This is a genomic window from Streptomyces sp. NPDC059002, from assembly GCF_042740435.1.
In the GTDB taxonomy this organism is placed as follows: Bacteria; Actinomycetota; Actinomycetes; order Streptomycetales; family Streptomycetaceae; genus Streptomyces.
This window is the reverse complement of sequence record NZ_JBHYJI010000030.1, coordinates 1-17,038: the sequence shown is the minus strand read 5'-3', so window position 1 is coordinate 17,038 and position 17,038 is coordinate 1. Positions and strand designations below refer to the sequence as shown.

General features: G+C 73.0%; 15 protein-coding genes and 1 tRNA gene. 7 read left to right on the top strand and 9 right to left on the bottom strand.

Annotated elements, in window-relative coordinates:
- The first annotated feature begins 123 nt into the window (after positions 1 to 123).
- The gene (locus tag ACFWZ2_RS25100) at positions 124 to 786 is read left to right on the top strand and encodes a hypothetical protein (protein WP_384549229.1); all 663 of its coding nucleotides are present in this window, start codon (positions 124 to 126) and stop codon (positions 784 to 786) included.
- Between the two features lie 293 nt (positions 787 to 1,079).
- Complete coding sequence (locus ACFWZ2_RS25095; protein WP_384549227.1) at positions 1,080 to 1,622, top strand: GtrA family protein; 543 nt, start codon at positions 1,080 to 1,082, stop codon at positions 1,620 to 1,622.
- A gap of 32 nt (positions 1,623 to 1,654) precedes the next feature.
- Here ACFWZ2_RS25095 and ACFWZ2_RS25090 read toward each other — a convergent pair whose 3' ends face one another.
- The gene (locus ACFWZ2_RS25090; RefSeq protein WP_384549225.1) at positions 1,655 to 2,227 is read right to left on the bottom strand and encodes a TetR/AcrR family transcriptional regulator; all 573 of its coding nucleotides are present in this window, start codon (positions 2,225 to 2,227) and stop codon (positions 1,655 to 1,657) included.
- Between the two features lie 79 nt (positions 2,228 to 2,306).
- On the opposite strand from ACFWZ2_RS25090, the gene ACFWZ2_RS25085 reads away from it, so the two are divergent.
- From ACFWZ2_RS25085 to ACFWZ2_RS25075, 3 genes are all read left to right on the top strand, one after another.
- Entirely contained in the window at positions 2,307 to 2,504 is a 198-nt protein-coding gene (locus ACFWZ2_RS25085; protein ID WP_384549223.1) for a hypothetical protein, read from the top strand.
- 97 nt (positions 2,505 to 2,601) lie between these two features.
- Positions 2,602 to 4,224, top strand: a complete 1,623-nt coding sequence (locus tag ACFWZ2_RS25080) for a class I adenylate-forming enzyme family protein (protein ID WP_384549221.1) — start codon at positions 2,602 to 2,604, stop codon at positions 4,222 to 4,224.
- Positions 4,225 to 4,338: 114 nt separating this feature from the next.
- Positions 4,339 to 4,410: transfer RNA gene (locus ACFWZ2_RS25075), tRNA-Cys, on the top strand.
- Positions 4,411 to 4,496: 86 nt separating this feature from the next.
- On the opposite strand, the gene ACFWZ2_RS25070 is transcribed toward ACFWZ2_RS25075, so the two are convergent.
- The 7 genes from ACFWZ2_RS25070 to ACFWZ2_RS25040 all read right to left on the bottom strand — a co-directional run bounded on the left by ACFWZ2_RS25070 (position 4,497) and on the right by ACFWZ2_RS25040 (position 13,784).
- Positions 4,497 to 5,066 carry an AAA family ATPase gene (locus ACFWZ2_RS25070; protein ID WP_384549219.1) on the bottom strand — a complete coding sequence of 190 codons (570 nt, stop codon included), beginning with the start codon at positions 5,064 to 5,066 and terminating at the stop codon, positions 4,497 to 4,499.
- 42 nt (positions 5,067 to 5,108) lie between these two features.
- A complete protein-coding gene (locus tag ACFWZ2_RS25065) occupies positions 5,109 to 7,409 on the bottom strand; it encodes a xanthine dehydrogenase family protein molybdopterin-binding subunit (RefSeq protein WP_384549217.1) in 2,301 nt (766 codons plus the stop codon).
- On the bottom strand, positions 7,406 to 9,316 hold the full coding sequence (locus ACFWZ2_RS25060; protein ID WP_384549215.1) for a 2Fe-2S iron-sulfur cluster-binding protein: 1,911 nt from the start codon (positions 9,314 to 9,316) through the stop codon (positions 7,406 to 7,408). Before ACFWZ2_RS25060 ends, ACFWZ2_RS25065 begins: the two co-directional genes overlap by 4 nt.
- Positions 9,313 to 10,218, bottom strand: a complete 906-nt coding sequence (locus ACFWZ2_RS25055) for an FAD binding domain-containing protein (protein WP_384549213.1) — start codon at positions 10,216 to 10,218, stop codon at positions 9,313 to 9,315. Before ACFWZ2_RS25055 ends, ACFWZ2_RS25060 begins: the two co-directional genes overlap by 4 nt.
- 343 nt (positions 10,219 to 10,561) lie before the next feature.
- Positions 10,562 to 12,187: a beta-N-acetylhexosaminidase gene (locus ACFWZ2_RS25050; RefSeq protein WP_384549212.1), complete on the bottom strand. Its 1,626-nt coding sequence runs from the start codon at positions 12,185 to 12,187 to the stop codon at positions 10,562 to 10,564.
- A gap of 97 nt (positions 12,188 to 12,284) precedes the next feature.
- A complete protein-coding gene (locus ACFWZ2_RS25045; RefSeq protein WP_384549210.1) occupies positions 12,285 to 12,593 on the bottom strand; it encodes a DUF3039 domain-containing protein in 309 nt (102 codons plus the stop codon).
- Between the two features lie 15 nt (positions 12,594 to 12,608).
- The gene (locus tag ACFWZ2_RS25040; protein ID WP_384549208.1) at positions 12,609 to 13,784 is read right to left on the bottom strand and encodes an MFS transporter; all 1,176 of its coding nucleotides are present in this window, start codon (positions 13,782 to 13,784) and stop codon (positions 12,609 to 12,611) included.
- A gap of 123 nt (positions 13,785 to 13,907) precedes the next feature.
- Between ACFWZ2_RS25040 and ACFWZ2_RS25035 the strand changes: the two genes are divergently transcribed.
- Complete coding sequence (locus ACFWZ2_RS25035; RefSeq protein ID WP_384549206.1) at positions 13,908 to 14,801, top strand: LysR family transcriptional regulator; 894 nt, start codon at positions 13,908 to 13,910, stop codon at positions 14,799 to 14,801.
- On the opposite strand, the gene ACFWZ2_RS25030 is transcribed toward ACFWZ2_RS25035, so the two are convergent.
- Positions 14,774 to 15,382 (bottom strand): YqgE/AlgH family protein, encoded by a 609-nt coding sequence (locus tag ACFWZ2_RS25030; protein WP_384549204.1) that lies wholly within the window; start codon positions 15,380 to 15,382, stop codon positions 14,774 to 14,776. The two genes, ACFWZ2_RS25035 and ACFWZ2_RS25030, sit on opposite strands and share 28 nt — an antisense overlap.
- A gap of 244 nt (positions 15,383 to 15,626) precedes the next feature.
- Between ACFWZ2_RS25030 and murA the strand changes: the two genes are divergently transcribed.
- A complete protein-coding gene (gene murA, locus ACFWZ2_RS25025) occupies positions 15,627 to 16,973 on the top strand; it encodes a UDP-N-acetylglucosamine 1-carboxyvinyltransferase (RefSeq protein ID WP_384549202.1) in 1,347 nt (448 codons plus the stop codon).
- The last annotated feature ends 65 nt before the right edge of the window (positions 16,974 to 17,038 follow it).

Genomic DNA, 17,038 nt, shown 5'->3' with positions numbered 1-17,038 from the left:
CCTTTATTCAGCACTCGCCGGACAGCACAGGACAAAAGTTCTGAACCGTACGGATCCACCGGACCAGTGGGTCCGCGCCGGGCGAGAGCACACCATCGCATCGTGAAGGGGAACACCGCCGTTATGCGCACCATCACCCACCGCCGCAGCGCCCTGCGTACCGCCACCATCTCGGTCATCGCCGGTACGGCCCTGCTGGCTCCGGCCGCGGCGGCCCTGGCGAGCGCGCCCGCCCCCGAGCGCCCCGCCGCCGTACAGCCCGCCGCCGCGAAGGCCACGAAGATCGACATCGGTGCCGGTGTCCTCATCACGGTCAAGGGCGGCAAGCCGTACTACGACGGCAAGGTCATCAAGCCGGGCCAGACCGTCGACAACGGCATATACGTGCACCTGAGCGCCGACGGCAAGCGCCTGTTCAGCAAGACGCAGGGCGGCGGCACGCCGTACACGATCTGGGACGTCAAGACCGGCAAGCGGCTCGGCTCGCAGAAGACCAGCCCCACCGCGAAGGCGAAGGCCGCGCTGACCGCCAAGCCGTCCGCGACCTCCGTGAAGGCCTGGCAGGAGCTGCGCGTCAGCGGCAAGGCGACGGGCATCAAGGCCGGCAGCAAGGTGAGCCTGCAGCAGAAGCAGCGCGGCACCTGGAAGACGCTGCCCGCCAGCACGACGGTCAACAAGTCCGGCGCGTACTCGCTGCGCGTCAAGCTCGGCCTGAAGGGCAAGAACGACCTCCGCGTGAAGAGCGGTGCCACCCTGTCGCCGGTCTTCAACGTCACCGTGCGCTGAGCGCCCCACCGGAAGAACGGCGCCGAAACCGCAGTGGTGCCACCGCGGCCCCCGGTGGCACCACACCCCGCACCCCTGACTCGCTCAAGAAATCCAGCCCCTGCGTCGGGCCACTGACCTGCACCTTCACGACCCGTCTCCCATCATGGCGCCACATGCGACGCACGTGGCGCCAATTAAGGCTCGCCAGTGGTGCCATCCGCGTGCCATAGTGGCACCACTGACAGCGCGCTCCTCGGCCTCGCAGCGAGGGGCGCGCGTTTCGCGGAGTGAGCCTTCAAAGGGGTCGGACCATGGAGACAGCGCACAGCCAGGAGCAGTCGGCACCCGGCGCACCCGGCGCCTTCGCCGCCTTCGCCCGCTTCGTGCTCTGCGGCGGCGGGGTGGGGATCGCCTCCAGCTTCGCCGTGGCCGCCCTCGCCTCCTGGCTCCCCTGGGCCCTCGCCAACGCGCTGATCACCGTGGTCTCCACGCTGCTCGCCACCGAGCTGCACGCCCGCTTCACCTTCGGCGCGGGCGGCCGCGCGACCTGGCGCCAGCACACGCAGTCAGCCGGGTCCGCGGCGGCCGCGTACGTGGTGACCTGCGTGGCGATGGCCGTCCTGCAGCAGCTGGTGGCGGCGCCCGGCGCCGTGCTGGAACAGGTCGTCTACCTGTCCGCGTCCGCCCTCGCCGGTGTCGCGCGCTTCGTGGTGCTGCGCCTCGTCGTCTTCGCCCGGAACCGCGGCCAGGCCGCGCACTCCGCGCCCTCCGCACACCCCGTACGCCCCGTACCGGCCACCGTGGCCCGCACGTCGGCCCCCACCGGGCCCGCGGCGCTCACCCGCGCGGCCTGACCCTCACCACTCCCCCGGAGCGAACGCCCCGCTCAGCGCGCGAGGTCGCCGAGTCCCCGCAGCCCTTCCAGGACTTCGGCGGCGCTCGGCGCGGCGGCCGGGTCACTCAGGTGCTGGATCATCACGCCCGACATGAGGGCGAGTTGGACGCTGCCGAGAGTGCGTACGGATGTCTCCGCCACCTCGCCCTCGGGAACGCCGTCGAGGAGCGCGGCCAGGCCGCGGCGGCCCCGCGCGGTGCCCTCGGCGAGCGCGCCGCGCAGCTCGGGCCTGCGCCGGGCCTGCATGAACAGCTCCATCGAGGCCAGCCACAGGTCGGGGTGGGCGGTGAAGTCCGCGATGAGGCTCTCCCACATCCCCTCGAAGTGCCGCTTCGAGGAGCCGTCCGCGTCACGGACGAGGGCCCGCGCCATCGAGTCGCCCCACTCGTCGAGGATCTCGAACAGCGCCTGGTTGAGCAGGGCTTCGCGCGAGCCGTAGTGGTAGCCGATGGCGGCCGTACTGACGCCGGCCGCGGTCGCGATGTCGCGGACGCCGGTGCGGTCGTACCCCTTTTCCCGCAAGCACGCCTTGGCGCCCGCCAGGAGGGCTTCGCGGTTCCCCATGGGCGGCAAGCTACCACCCGCGTCCGGAGGGGCCGGGGCTCGTCCCGGCCGCCTCTTCGGCCTGGACCCGTTCCAGAACGTGAAGCCTCAACAAGCCCGGTTCCGGGACCGCTTGCTCACCACCTGGACCGGCTTCGCCGCCACGGGCCGCACGAACTGGCCAACCTTCCGCGGCACCGGCACCGACGGATGCGTACAGACCCTGACCTCGGACGACTGGAATCGCGCCGACTTCACGAGGGACCACAACCAGCTGTTCTGGAAGCGCCACGGCTGACGGGAGCCGCCCGCCGGAACGCCGGACTCCGTCGGCCGATGGCCGAAGGTGACCCCCGCGGCACCAAACCTTCCGGGTGGCATGTTTGCATGTGCTGATGATCATCAACGAACAGGGCACGGCCGTCTCACGGACGTACGTGGACCGCATCCTGGAGCACTGGCACGAGAACGAGGACGCCGAGGCGCTCGCCCAGGGCACGCAGCGGCTCACCAGGGGGGAGGCCCGGCGGCGGCTGTTCAGGCTGGGGCACGCGCTGCGCGGGCAGGGGCTCGGGCCCGGCGACGGGGTGGGCCTGTTCCTGGCCAACCGCGTGGACTCCGTCCTGGTGCAGCTCGCCGTCCATCTCATCGGCTGCCGCGTCGTGTTCCTGCCGCCCGAGCCGGGACCGGGCGAACTCGCCGCGCTGGTCGAGCAGTCCCGGGCCCGCGTCGTGGTCACCGACCCGCTCTTCGCCGAGCGGGCCGCCGACGCGGCAGGACGCAGCGTCCACGCCCCGCAGCTGCTCAGCCTCGGTCCCTGCGAGCAGCCGTGCGCGGACCTCCTCGCCCTGGCCGCCGAGTGCCCCGAGGAGCGCCCCGACGGCGTGCCCGTCCCCGGAGCGGACGAGGCCGTCACCGTCCTCTACACCGGCGGCACCCTGGGCCGCCCCAAGCTCGCCGCGCACAGCCACCGGCTCTACGACACGCTCCTCGACCTGGTGGACGACAGCCCGCAGGACTCCGGCTCCGCGTTCTTCCCCGCCATGGCCGCGGACACGGACCGGGTGCTCGCCGCCACCCTGCTCACGCACGGCAGCGGCCATCTCACCTCGATCCAGGCGCTGGTGACGGGATCCGCCCTCGTCGTACTGCCCGAGTTCGATGCGGGCGCGGCGCTCGCGGCGCTGCGCGACGAGCGGATCACCACCACCATGTTCGTACCGCCCATGCTGTACGCGCTCCTCGACCACCCGGAGTGCGTGCCGGGCGTCCTGCCCGCGCTGCGCCGCATCGTCGTCGGCGGCGCCGCCTCGTCGCCGAGCCGGCTGCAGCAGGCCGTCGAGGTCTTCGGGCCCGTGCTCAGCCAGGGCTACGGACAGTCCGAGGCGCTCGGCATCACCGCCTTCGGCGCCGACCTCGCCGCCGAAGGAACCCGGCGGCCCGAACTCTGGCGCAGCTGCGGCCGCGCGATATCCGGCGTCGAGATCGAGATCCGCACCGAGGACGGCACGGCGGCGCTGCCCGTACGACAGGTCGGCGAGGTGTGCGTCCGGGGCAAGTCCGTGATGCTCGGCTACTACGAGGACCCGGAGCGCACCGCCGAGGCCGTGCGCGACGGCTGGCTGCGCACCGGCGACATGGGCTACCTCGACGCCGATGGATACCTCTATCTCGTCGACCGCGCCAAGGACATCATCGTCACCGGCAGCACCAGCGACAACGTCTACTCCAGGGTCCTCGAGGACTTCCTGCTCACCCTGCCCGGGGTGCGCAACGCGGCGGCGCTCGGCGTGCCCGACGAGGAGTACGGGGAGGCCGTGCAGATCTTCCTCGCCACCGCCGAGGGCGCCGACGTCGTCCCGGAGGCGGTCGGCGCCGCGGTCAGCGCCGAGCTGGGCGAGCTGTACACGCCCCGGAGGACGATCCTCCTCGACCGCCTGCCGACGACCAAGGTCGGCAAGGTGGACAAGAAGGCGCTGCGCGCGGCGTGGAACAGCGGGGCACTGGGCACGCCGTAGGCGGCGTGAGCCCCCGTTCATGAACGGCACGTGGCAGTCCCGTTGCAGAGACCCGTGATCGCTTGAGGCGCCCGCCGGGCCCCCGCTACGTTCAAGAGGTCAGGTCGACGACTTGGCCGTGTGCCCGAGTGGTTGAGGGGCTGGACTGCAAATCCAGTAACGCGGGTTCGATTCCCGCCACGGCCTCTGGCGGTGCGATGGCGCCGCACCGCGGCAGTGAGCCGGGCCCTTTGCCGTAATGGCAGAGGGCCCTCGGCCGTTACGGCTCCTTCCTAGTTCACCCGCGCCTCGTCGAGCCGTGCCAGGATCGCGTCCACCGTCTGATCCACCGTCAACTCCGAGCTGTCCAGCCAGAGTCCGATCCGCGGGGTCGTCTCGCGCAGGCCGGTGTCCAGGTCCTCGACCGTCCACGCGCCGTACCCCGTCTTGCCGCGCCCCGCCTCGCGGGCGGCGACCGCGTCGGGGCGCGGGGCGAGCACGACGACGTGGGCGGGGCGGGTCCTGATCAGATCGACGTACGTCTTCAGGGGCGGGCCCAGGATGACGTCCTGGACGACGACGGTGAAACCGGCGTCGGCGTACGCGTCGGCGGTCGAGGCGGAGAGCCGGTAGCGGAGCAGGAGTTGGGCCTCGGCCTCGCCCCCGGCATCGGGTCCGTAGTCGACGCCGCCGGAGACGATCATCCGGCGGTAGACGTCACCGCGCACATGCACGGCCTTCGTCAGGCGCTCCGCCAGCGCCTGCGCCACCGTGGACTTTCCGGACGCCATGATGCCCGTGATGACGATGACGCCACCGGGGTCGGAGGTGACGGGCGGGTCGGAGGGAGCAGGGGTAGCCATGTCTCCCATCGTGCCAGCGCACCCGGCACCACCGCCTCCGGATTACTGGGCCACCGCCGCCTGCGGCCGGATCGGCAGCCGGTTGACCGGGCGCCCCGTGGCCGCGCGGACCGCGGAGGCGACGGCCGCCGGTGACGTCACGACCGGCACCGCGCTGGCCGCCTTCGCGCCGAACGGGGCGACGACGTCCCGCTCCTCGACCAGCTTCACGATGCGGATGTCCGGGGTGTCCAGGGCGGTGGGCAGCGCGTATCCGGTGAGGTCGGGGTGGCGGACGATGCCGCGCGGGGTGCGCAGGTTCTCCGTCAGCGCCGCGCCCACGCCCTGGGTGACGCCCGCCTCGATGCGGACCTTCAGCTGGGCGGGGTTGAGGATGCGGCCCACGTCCTGGGCGACGGCCAGTTCGACGACCCGGACCGAGCCGATCTCGATGTCGACGTCGACCACCGCGCGGATCGCGCAGAACGCCATGCCCACGAAGGCGTCGCCCTGCCCCGCCTCGTCGAGCGGCTCGGTCGGGTGCGGACGGCACTGCGCCGTCGCCCACAGCTCCTTGCCGTCCATGGCCTCGGTGACGGTGGTGGAGAGCACCCCGTCGTACGAGGTGATCTTGCCGTCGGTGATCTGGAGCAGCTCGGTGGACATGCCGAACTTGTGGGCCAGCGGCTGCAGGAGCTGGGTGCGCACCATCTTCGCCGCGCGCTCCACCGCGCCGCCCGACACCCAGGTGTGGCGGCCGCGGCAGCTCGGGCCCGCCGGGGGCTGGTCCGTGTCGACGGGGGCGACCCGCACGTCCTCGATGCCCAGCGTCTCCTGGACGATCTGGCGGGCCAGCGTGGTGAAGCCCTGGCCGGTCTCGACGGCCGCGCAGATGACCGTGGCCGCGCCGTCGTGGACCTTCACGGTGGCCGTGGAGACCTCGTCCGCGCCTTCCGCGCCCAGGAGTTGGACCATGCCGAGGCCGTAGCCGACACCGCGCCGCACGGCCGCGGGTTCGCCCGCGCCCTCGGGCCCGCCGGGCAGCAGCCACTCCTCCTCGGGGGTGTCCTTGGGCAGCTCGGGCAGCGGGAAGTCCCGTACGGCGGCGAGGAGTTCGGCCACCGGGGCGGGGCAGGTCACCGTCTGCCCGGTGGGCAGGATGTCGCCGGTCGCCATGACGTTGCGCATCCGCAGCTCGGCCGGGTCGATGCCCAACTTCTTGGCGATCTTGTCCATTTGGGCTTCGTACGCCGCGCACACCTGCATGGCGCCCTCGCCCCTGACATGGCCGGAGGGCGGGTTGTTCGTACGGACGGCCCAGCCCTCGATGAAGGCGTTCGGGACGACGTAGGGGCCGCAGGCGAAGGAGACGGCCGCGGCGAGCGCCTCCGACGAGGTGTCCGCGTACGCGCCCGCGTCCAGCAGGATCTGCGCCTCGACCTTCACCAGCCTGCCCTCGGCGTCCGCGTGGTGGCGGTAGCGGAGCAGCGTGGGGTGCCGGTGCGCGTGGCCGAGGAAGGACTCCTCGCGGGTCGCGGTGAGCTTGACCGGGCAGCCGGTCCGCAACGCGAGGAGACCCAGCGGGAGTTGGAAGCCCGCGTCCTCACGGTCGGCGGTCGCACCGGGCACACCGGTGACGACGATCTTCACCTGGTCCGGCGCGAGGCCGTAGCAGGCGGCGGCCCTGTCCCGGTCGGCGTGCGGGTCGGTGGAGGCGGTGTACAGCTCCACTCCCCCGTCCGGGCGCGGCACCGCGAGCCCGGCCTCCGCGCCGATGGGCGCCGGGTCCTGGCGGCCGATGCGGTACAGCCCCTCGACGACCAGCTCGCCCGCCGCCTCCGGGTCGCCGTGCCGCAGCGGGATGTGCCGGATCAAGTTGCCGTCGGGGTGCAGGGGTTCGGCCTCGAAGGCCTTCTCCGGGTCGGTGACCGGTTCGAGCACCTCGTACTCGACGATGATCGCGGCGGCCGCCATGCGCGCGGTGTCGGGGTGGTCGGCGGCCACGGCGGCGATGGGCTCGCCGTGGTGGCGCACGACATCGGCGGCGAAGACCGGGCGGTCCGCCGTCCTGCGGCCGTGCAGCGCGTCGCCCGGCACGTCCTCGTGCGTGATGACGGCGCGGACGCCGGGCATCTCGCACGCGTGCGTCGTGTCGATGGAGACGATGCGGGCGTGCGCGTGCGGGGAGCGCAGGACCGCCGCCCAGAGCAGGCCCTCGGCCCACAGGTCGGAGGCGTAGGGGAAGGTGCCCTCGGTCTTGGCGCGGCACTGCGCGGAGGGCAGCGACGAGCCGATGCCGTGCGGGAGTTGCTCGGGTCCCGGCGGTGCGACGGGCGTGGTCGCGGTGGTGGCTTCGTTGCTCACGCCTGTCCTCCGTCCCGGCCGTAGGGGCCCTGTGGTCCTTCGGGCCCTTCGGGTCCTTCGTACGTCCCGTCGTGCGCCGTCGGGTGGATCCCGCCCGCGCCGGGTCCCGCCTGGTGCGGGATGCGGGCCTCCTCGGCCTGCTCGGCCCGCTCGCCCGAGGGATCGGCGGCCGCGGCGGCCGCCTCGCGCCCGGCCACCACGTCGCGCACGGCGTCGAGCACGCCCCGGTAGCCGGAGCAGCGGCAGAGGTTGCCGCACAGCGCGCGGCGGGTCTCCAGGTCGGTGGGGGCGGGGTTGCCCTCAAGGAGGTCGTGCAGGGTCATGGCCATGCCGGGTACGCAGAAGCCGCACTGGACCGCGCCGCAGGCGGCCAGCGCCCGCTGCACGTCGGACGGCTGCCCGTCCACGGCGAGGCCCTCGACGGTGCGGACCTCGCTGCTCGCCGCGGTCGCCGCGGGCACCAGGCAGGAGGCCACGAGACGGCCGTCCACCTGGACGTTGCACGCCCCGCACTCGCCCTGCGAGCAGCCGTCCTTGGCACCCGCGAGACCGAGCCGCTCACGCAGCACATAGAGCAGGGACTCGCCGATCCAGGCGTCGGTGACGGGCCGGTCGGCGCCGTTCACCCGCAGGACGTACGAGACGAGGGGGTGGTCGTCGTGGAGGGGGACGGAGACGGCGGCCGGTTCGCCGGGATCGGCTTCGGGCGCGGGCTCGGACTCGGGCGTGGCCTCGGGCGCGGGCTCGTGGGCCTCGGGAGCGTCGAGAAGCTCTTCGGTGACGGGCTCGGCGGTGGCGGTTTCCGCGGCGTCGGCGTCGAGGGTGGGCTCGGGCTCGACCACCGGCTCGGCGGGCTCGGGCTCGGGCTCGGCGGCCACCGGTGCGACGGGCTCCGGAGCGGACACGGGCTCCGGCGCCGATACGGGCTCCGGGGCCGACTGAAGCTCCGGCTCCGGCGCCCGCTCCGTGAACTCGTCCTGTACGTCGGGCTGTTCGGGGGCGGGCTCGACGGCGGACTGTTCAGGGACAGGCTCAACGGCGGGCTCGGCCGCCTGCCGCTCGGCCGCGCTCGGCACCCGCACGGCCCGCAGCAGCTGCGTCTGCTCGAACCGGCTCTCCGGGGCGCGGCTCTCCGGGGCATGGCCCTGCTCGGGCCCGGCCTGGGGCTCCGGTTCCGGCTGCGGCTCGGGCTCGGGCGCCGTCGCCCGCTCCGGCTCCCGGACGGGCGCCTGCTGGGCCTGCGCGCCCCACGGCGCACCGGCTCCCGCCCCCGTCGCCCACGGCGCGGCCGCGCCGCCGGGCAGGGTCGCGGGCGGCGTGCCGCCCCACGTGGCGAGCGACGACGTCGTGAACTCGCCCGATTCATCCGGAAGATCACCGTCGGCGACCGGGATCGACCACTGTCCCGTGACGTCGGACGCGGGGGCGGCGGCATGCGGCTGCTCGTACCCCTGCGCGTAGCCCTGCTCCGCGGCGTTCGCCTCGGGGAAGCTCCACTGCCCGGTCGCCCGGGGGTCGTACGCCTGATCCTGCACGGGCTGGTCGGGCACATGCTGGTTCTGCACGGGCTGACCCTGCACAGGCTGGTCCTGCGGAGCATGCTGGGCCTGCTGGGCCTGCGCCGCGCCCGCCTCGGGCCAGCGCACCGCCTGACCGCCGCCGGCCACGCCCGTGATCTCGGGCGGCATGACCCACGCGCCCGTCGCCGCCGGGTCGGTGGCGTCCGCCGCGGTGGGGGTGACCGTTATCTGCGGCGGCACATAGCCGTGCCCGGGCGCGGCGAGCGGGACGTCCAGCATGCCCTCGGGGAGCTGCACGAACGCCGTCGCGTCCGAGTCGTACTCGCCCTGCGGATGCGGCTGCCAGCCGCCGTTGGCCAGGTTCTCATCGTGCCGGTCGTCGCTCACGACAGCGCCCTCCCCAGTGCTCGTCGGGCCAGTGCGGCGACGGTGCGCCGCAGGTGCAGTACGCCGGGCGGCAGCGGCTGTTCGGTGCCGTCGGCCGCCGGGGCCTGTTCGGGGATGCACGCGGCGGCGACGTACTCACCGAAGGCGGTCACCGCCTCCGGCACCAGGCTGCCCCGCTCGCCGTCCCAGTCGATCAGCGAGGCGACCCACTGCTCCGCCTCCAGGGGGCGCAGCGGCATCGGTGCTATGGCGCCGACCGCGCAGCGCACCCCGCGGCGCGCGGGGTCGAGGACCAGCGCGACGGACCCGGTGGCCCGGCCCGGTCCCGTGCGTCCCGTCGCCTTGAGGAAGACCTGGGGCGCGTGCAGCAGCGGCACGCGGACGAAGCCGATCAGCTCGCCGGGGCGGAGCATCTCCATGCCCGCGAGCAGGTGCGAGACGGGGACCTCACGGCGGGTGCCGCCGGGTCCCGCGATGATCAGGACGGCTTCGAGTGCGGCGAGCACGGGCAGTGTGTCGCCGGTCGGGGCGGCCGACGCGATGTTCCCGCCGAGGGTGCCCGCGTTGCGGATCTGCGGCGGTCCCGCGGCGCGCGCGGCGGCGGCGAGCGCCGGGATCAGCGCGGCGAAGTCGGGGCGGCCCATGCGGGCGTGGGTGAGACCGGCGCCGAGCAGCGCGTGGCCGTCCTGGTACTGCCAGCCGCGGATCTCGCTGATGCGGCCGAGGCCGACGAGGGCGGCGGGCCGCAGCTGGCCCGAGTTGACCGAGGCCATCAGGTCCGTGCCGCCGGCGACGGGCACGGCGGCGGGCATGGCGGCGAGTGCCGCCACTGCCTCGTCGAGCGTGGCGGGCAGCTTCACCGACTGCGGTGCCTGTGCCGCCTGCGGTGCGTGCGTGGTCAAAACCGGCTGCCCCTTCCCGATGCCCGGCCGTGTACTTCACGTACTCGCCGTTCGCGGTGCTCGCGACGTTTCCGACGTCTCACCGTTACGCCTGTTCCGCCGTACGGTACGTGCTCACAACCCGGACGTGGCAACTCTGGCACATCTTCCCCGGGCCCCGACGCGGGGGTCCGCTAGGAGGCATTCGTCCGCAGACCAGGGGGATATGCCGTTTTCGCACGCCCTCACCGGTCGGCGTCGATTGCCCCTCTCCGGTGACTGATGGGCGGCTTCTTCCGGACGCCGCTCCCGGCGGCCCACGCTCTCAGCGCGGACCGCCGGGAGCACGCACCCGGCCGTGGCCTCACACGTTTGGGGGCGCCCCCTCGATCGGGCGTCCGAGCACACCCGGTCGCCGGTGTCGCGGCAGCGGACCGGACGGCGGACGGTAGTCGACGCCGAGGGCCTCAAGTCGCGGGTAATGCGTGGCCATTCGCCGCTCGAAGTCCGCGAAGTCCCGCTCGGCGGAGGCCGGGAGCCTGCGCCAGGCCACCTCGGCGAAGGCGGCGAGGCGCGGGAACACCTGGTAGTCCACGCGTCCCTGGTGCTCCATCACCTCGGTCCAGACGTTGGCCTGGGTGCCGATGACGTGCTCGGCCTCCGCCCCGGTCAGCTCCGGGGGAATGGGCTCGAAACGGTAGACGTCCTCCAGGGTGCGGACGTAGGCGATGGGCATCGGCTCGTCGGGGCTGCCGTCCTCGCGGAAGTTCAAGTACACGTGCTGCTCGGGGCACATGACGACGTCGTGGCCGGATTTGGCCGCCGCGATGCCGCCCTGGTAGCCGCGCCAGGAGGAGACGGTGGCGCCTTCGGCGAGGCCGCCCTCCAGGATCTCGTCCCAGCCGATGAGCCGCCGCCCGCGCGCGGTGAGCCAGCTGTCGAAGTGGCGGATGAACCAGCTCTGCAGCTCGTCCTCGTCGGCCAGGCCCAGTTCCTTGATGCGGGCCTGCGCGGTGGGCGAGGCCTTCCACTGGTCCTTGGGGCACTCGTCGCCGCCGACGTGGATGAAGGTGGAGGGGAAGAGGTCGAGGATCTCCTCGAAGACCCCTTCGTAGAACCGGAGTACCTCCTCGGTCGGGGCGAGGATGTTCTTGCTGACGCCCCAGGAGTCCCAGACCGTCATCGCCTCGGTGTCGACGACGTCCTTGTTGCCGAGCTCCGGGTACGCGGTGATCGCGGCCTGCGAGTGGCCCGGGATGTCGATCTCGGGGACGACGGTGATGTGCAGGGATTCCGCGTACGCGACGATCTCGCGGATGTCGTCCTGGGTGTAGTAACCGCCATGCGGGTGCTCCGTCCACAGGGGCGACGCGCGGTGGCCCCACCTGGTGCGGGAGCGCCAGGAGCCGACCTCGGTGAGCTTGGGGTGGCGCTTGATCTCCACGCGCCAGCCCTGGTCGTCGGTGATGTGGAAGTGGAAGACGTTGAGCTTGTGTGTGGCGAGCAGGTCGAGGTAGCGCAGCACCCCGTCCTTCGGCATGAAGTACCGGGAGACGTCGAGCATCATGCCGCGCCACCCGAAGCGGGGCGTGTCCTCGACGACGCCCGCCGGGACGGAGTGCTCCGCGCCGGGCCGCAGCCGCGCACGCCGGAACGCGTCGGGGCCGAGGAGTTGACGCAGCGTCTGTGCGCCCCAGAAGACACCGGCGCCCGCGCCGCCGAGGATCTCGACGCGGTCGCCCGTGATGGTGAGCCGGTACGCCTCCGGCTCCAAGGAGCCGTCGACGCGCAGGGAGACGGCGGCGTCCGCGCCCTCGGCCGCGGGGCGGAGCGGCAGTCCGAGCGCGCCGCCGAGCGTGGCGCGCAGCCACTGCTCGGTGGACTCGGTGCCGGGTCCCGCGGAGAGGGTGGTGGACGCGTCGATGACGAAGGAGGAGCCCTGAGTGGCCTCGGCGCGTGCGGGCGCCGGGATGAGTTGCTCGAAGGTCATGGCGCCCAAGCTGCCATGCGATTGCACAACGCAAAAGGGGCGTTGCGGCAGGCGCAACGCCCCTCACTGCGAGGACCGGAAAAGGGACCGGAAAGGACTACTTCTTGCCGCCCTTGCCGCCCTTGCCGCCGTCCTTGTCCTTGTCGCCGCCGGCGCCCATGGACTCGTAGATCTCCTTGCACATGGGACAGACGGGATACTTCTTCGGGTCGCGGCCGGGGACCCACACCTTGCCGCAGAGCGCGACGACGGGCGTGCCGTCCAGCGCGCTCGCCATGATCTTGTCCTTCTGGACGTAATGCGCATAGCGCTCGTGGTCGCCGTCACCGTGCGACACCTGCGGCGTCGGCTCTACGAGGGTCCCCGTACCTGCCCCGCGCTCGGGCTCGGGCTCAAGAGTGCTCATAAGGGCCAAGGGTACCTACGCCCGCGGCGCCCCGGCATAGCCCTGCGCCCGCACCGGTTCGCGGCCCGCCGCGCGCCCGGCGAGGTGCAGCACGAGCCCCGCGGCGGCGACCACGGCCGCCGCCCACGGCAGCTGCCGGGGTGCGAGTCCCGCGGAGAGCGCGAGCCCCGCGGCACCCGAACCGACCGCGCTGCCCAGGTAGAGCGCGGAGTTGTTCAGGGCGAGGGCGACCGTGCCGCGCTCGGCCCGCAGCGCGAGCAGGCGGTGCTGCTGCGGGACTTGGAGCGCCCAGCCCGCCGCGCCCCAGACGACGAGCGCGGGAAAGGCGGCGGCACCGAGGAGCGGCAGCGCCCCCTCGGCGACGACCAGCGCCACGAGCACACCGCCCACAAGGGTGACCGCCTTGCCCGTACGGTCCACCAGCGGACCCGCGAGAACGCTGCCGAGCACCCCGCCGACACCCCACGCCCAGAGGTACGGGGCGACATCGGCATCGCCCACGCCGCCCGCGGAGTCGAGCACCGGCGCGAGATACGTGTAGAGCCCGAGGCTCGCGACGGCCGCGAGGAAGGAGACCCCGACGACCGGCACGACGCCCCGGTCGGTGAGCGCGGCGAGCCGCTCGCGCACCGGCACCGGCGGGTCCGCGGGCACGGCGGGCAGCAGCAGCGCGAGCCCCGCGAGGGCGAGCGCCCCGAGCCCCGTCACGCCCCACATGGTGGCGCGCCACCCGGCGTGCTCGGCGAGGAGCACCCCCAGCGGGACGCCGAGCACCGTGCCCGAACTCATCCCGCCCATCACCAGCGCGAGCGCCCTGCCGCGCCGCTCCTCGGGCACGAGCGCGGCGGCCGCCGCGGTGGACAGCGCGGAGTAGACCCCGGCGCCGACGCCCGCGACGGCACGGGAGAGCAGCAGCACCGCGAGCCCGGGCGCGAGGGCGGTCAGCGCGTTGCCCAGGGTGAAGACGCCGAGCGCGCCGATGATCAGTGCCCGCGGGCGTACGCCGGTCAGCACCCCGGCGACGAGGGGCGCGCTCACCGCGTAGGCGAGCGTGAAGACGGTGACCATCTGTCCCGCGAGCGAGACGGTCGTCCCCAGATCCCCGGCGACGACCGGCAGCAACCCGGCCATCACATAGGCGTCGAGCCCCAGCGTGAAGGCCCCCACCATCAACAGCCACACCTTGCGCATGCGACTCGACTCCCTTGCTTCCGCACGCCACTTCCCCCGGCACGTCCACCGGCGGACCCGGACCGTAGGCACCCTCCGGATCCCGGGGGAAATGTGTGCGGGGCGCACTTATGCTCGGGCGGCATGGATCACGTACGCACCGCGGACCGCACGCGCACGGACGCCGTCGAACTGCGGCACCTGCGCGGATTCCTCGCCGTCGCCGACGAGTTGAGCTTCACGCACGCCGCCGACCGGCTCCGCGTCGGACAGCCCGCGCTCACCCGGACCGTGCGCGCCCTGGAGGAGAGCCTCGGGACGCGCCTCCTGGAACGGACCACGCGCCACGTCGAACTCACCGACGCGGGACGCCGCCTGCGCGACGACCTCGCCCCGCTCCTCACCCGCATCGACACCACCCTGGCCACCGCCGCGGGCGCCGGACCGCCCCTGCTCCGGCTCGGCTTCACCTCGGTCCTGCCCGAGGCGTGCGCCCCGCTCACCGCCGCCTTCGAGGCGGCCACCGGCGCGGGCGTACGCCTGGTCAGGCGCGACGCCCAGCTCGCGGGCCTGGCGTCGGGCGCCTGCGACGTGGCGGTCGTGCGCGGCGACATCCCGCAGGACAGCCCGGTGCGCTCGCGCGTCCTGCTGCGCGAACCCCGCACCGCGGTCGTCGCCCGTGACGCGGCGGAGCTCGCAGGCCGCCGCGTCGTCGACTGGTCGGAACTCGCCGGACTCCCCCTGGTCGTGAACACCGTGACCGGCACGACCCGCCCCGAACTGTGGCCCGAGGACCGGCGCCCCCGGCTCGCCTGCACCGCCGACAACTTCGACGAGTGGCTCGAGGCCGTCGCGGCGGGCCACGGGGTCGGCGTGGCCCCCGAACCGGTGGCCCGCAGGCACGCCCACCCGTCACTGCGCCGCGTACGCCTGAAGAACGCGCCGCCCGTGACGGTGCGTCTGGCGATCCCCGCGAGGGACGCGCACCCGCTGGCCGAGCGCTACCTCGATCAGTTCAGCGACGGGTCGTCCGGATAAGTGGCCACCATCGCAAGATCACTGCGCTGGCGCCGCAGCACCGCGCGCCACAGCCGCTCCGGGTCGGGCGACGAGACGTCGCCGGGCTCCGACTCGACCACGTACCAGGCGCCCTCGCCCAGCTCGTCCTCCAGCTGCCCCGGGCCCCAGCCCGAATAGCCCGCGAAGATCCGCAGCGAGCCGAGCGCCGAGGCGAGCAGCTCCGGCGGGGTCTCCAGGTCCACGAGGCCGATCGCCCCGTGCACCCGGCGGAAGCCGATGGGTTCCCCCTTGGCGGCGCGGCGCCGGGAGGCCGGGGTGAGTCCCTCCTCGCCGGGGATCACCGCGACGCCGAGCGCCGAGTCGAGCGAGACGGGTCCGCCCTGGAAGACGACGCCCGGTGCTCCCGCCAGGTCGCCCCAGCCCTCCAGGATGTCGGCGACGTCCACCGGCGTCGGGCGGTTCAGGACCACGCCGAGCGAGCCCTCCTCGTCGTGGTCGAGGAGCAGCACCACCGCGCGGTCGAAGTTCGGGTCCGCCAGGGCCGGCGTGGCCACGAGCAGCCGCCCTGTGAGCGAGGACACCTCGGTCATGGACGACATGATCCCGCATCTTCGCCCTGTGCGGGGAGCCAATGGCCGTACGTGAGCCAACGCAGTTCAGGGCGCATGAGCGCACCCGGAGCGCACATGCGCGGCAGTGACCCGGAGTGTCCGGTTCCGCACGGTTCGTGTTGTGGCGAACTCATGACGTGTTCTGCACGCCCTCAGCCTTACGGAAGGGGGGTACGCGGCCATTACGCTTGCCCTTTGGCCCCCCCGTCCATCCAATCGGAACGCGAGATTCATGACCGTCACCGGCATTGACGATGTACTGCTTGTCCACGGCGGCACCCCGCTTGAGGGCGAGATCCGTGTCCGCGGCGCGAAGAACCTCGTGCCCAAGGCCATGGTCGCCGCGCTGCTCGGCAGCGCTCCGAGCCGGCTGCGCAATGTCCCCGACATCCGGGACGTCCGAGTCGTACGCGGCCTGCTGCAGCTGCACGGCGTGACGGTCCGCCCCGGTGAGGAGCCGGGCGAGCTCATCATGGATCCGTCGCACGTCGAGAGCGCGAACGTCGCCGACATCGACGCCCACGCCGGCTCCTCGCGCATCCCGATCCTCTTCTGCGGCCCGCTCCTGCACCGCCTCGGGCACGCCTTCATCCCCGGCCTCGGCGGCTGCGACATCGGCGGCCGGCCCATCGACTTCCACTTCGAGGTGCTCCGCCAGTTCGGCGCGACCATCGAGAAGCGCGAGGGCGGCCAGTACCTGGAGGCCCCGCAGCGCCTGCGCGGCACCAAGATCCGCCTGCCGTACCCCTCCGTGGGCGCCACCGAGCAGGTCCTGCTCACCGCCGTGCTCGCCGAGGGTGTGACCGAGCTCTCGAACGCCGCGGTCGAGCCGGAGATCGAGGACCTGATCTGCGTCCTGCAGAAAATGGGCGCGATCATCGCCATGGACACCGACCGGACCATAAGGATCACCGGTGTCGACAGCCTCGGCGGCTACAACCACCACGCGCTCTCGGACCGCCTGGAGGCCGCCTCGTGGGCTTCCGCGGCGCTGGCGACCGAAGGCAACATCTACGTCCGCGGCGCCCAGCAGCGCTCGATGATGACGTTCCTGAACACCTACCGGAAGGTGGGCGGTGCCTTCGAGATCGACGACGAGGGCATCCGCTTCTGGCACCCGGGCGGCTCGCTCAACGCGATCGCCCTGGAGACCGACGTGCACCCCGGCTTCCAGACCGACTGGCAGCAGCCGCTGGTCGTCGCCCTGACGCAGGCCGCGGGCCTCTCCATCGTCCACGAGACGGTCTACGAGTCCCGCCTCGGCTTCACCTCTGCGCTCAACCAGATGGGCGCGCACATCCAGCTCTACCGCGAGTGCCTCGGCGGCTCCGACTGCCGCTTCGGCCAGCGCAACTTCCTGCACTCGGCGGTCGTCAGCGGCCCCACCAAGCTGCAGGGCGCCGACCTGGTCATCCCCGACCTGCGCGGCGGCTTCTCCTACCTCATCGCGGCCCTCGCGGCGCAGGGCACGTCCCGCGTCCACGGCATCGACCTGATCAACCGCGGCTACGAGAACTTCATGGCCAAGCTCCAGGAACTCGGCGCGAAGGTCGAGCTGCCGGGCAAGGCGGCGCTGTAGTCGCCATCTTTTGGCTTTTGTAGCTTTTGGCGCCACGCAGAAGGGGCGGTCACCCACCGGGTGAC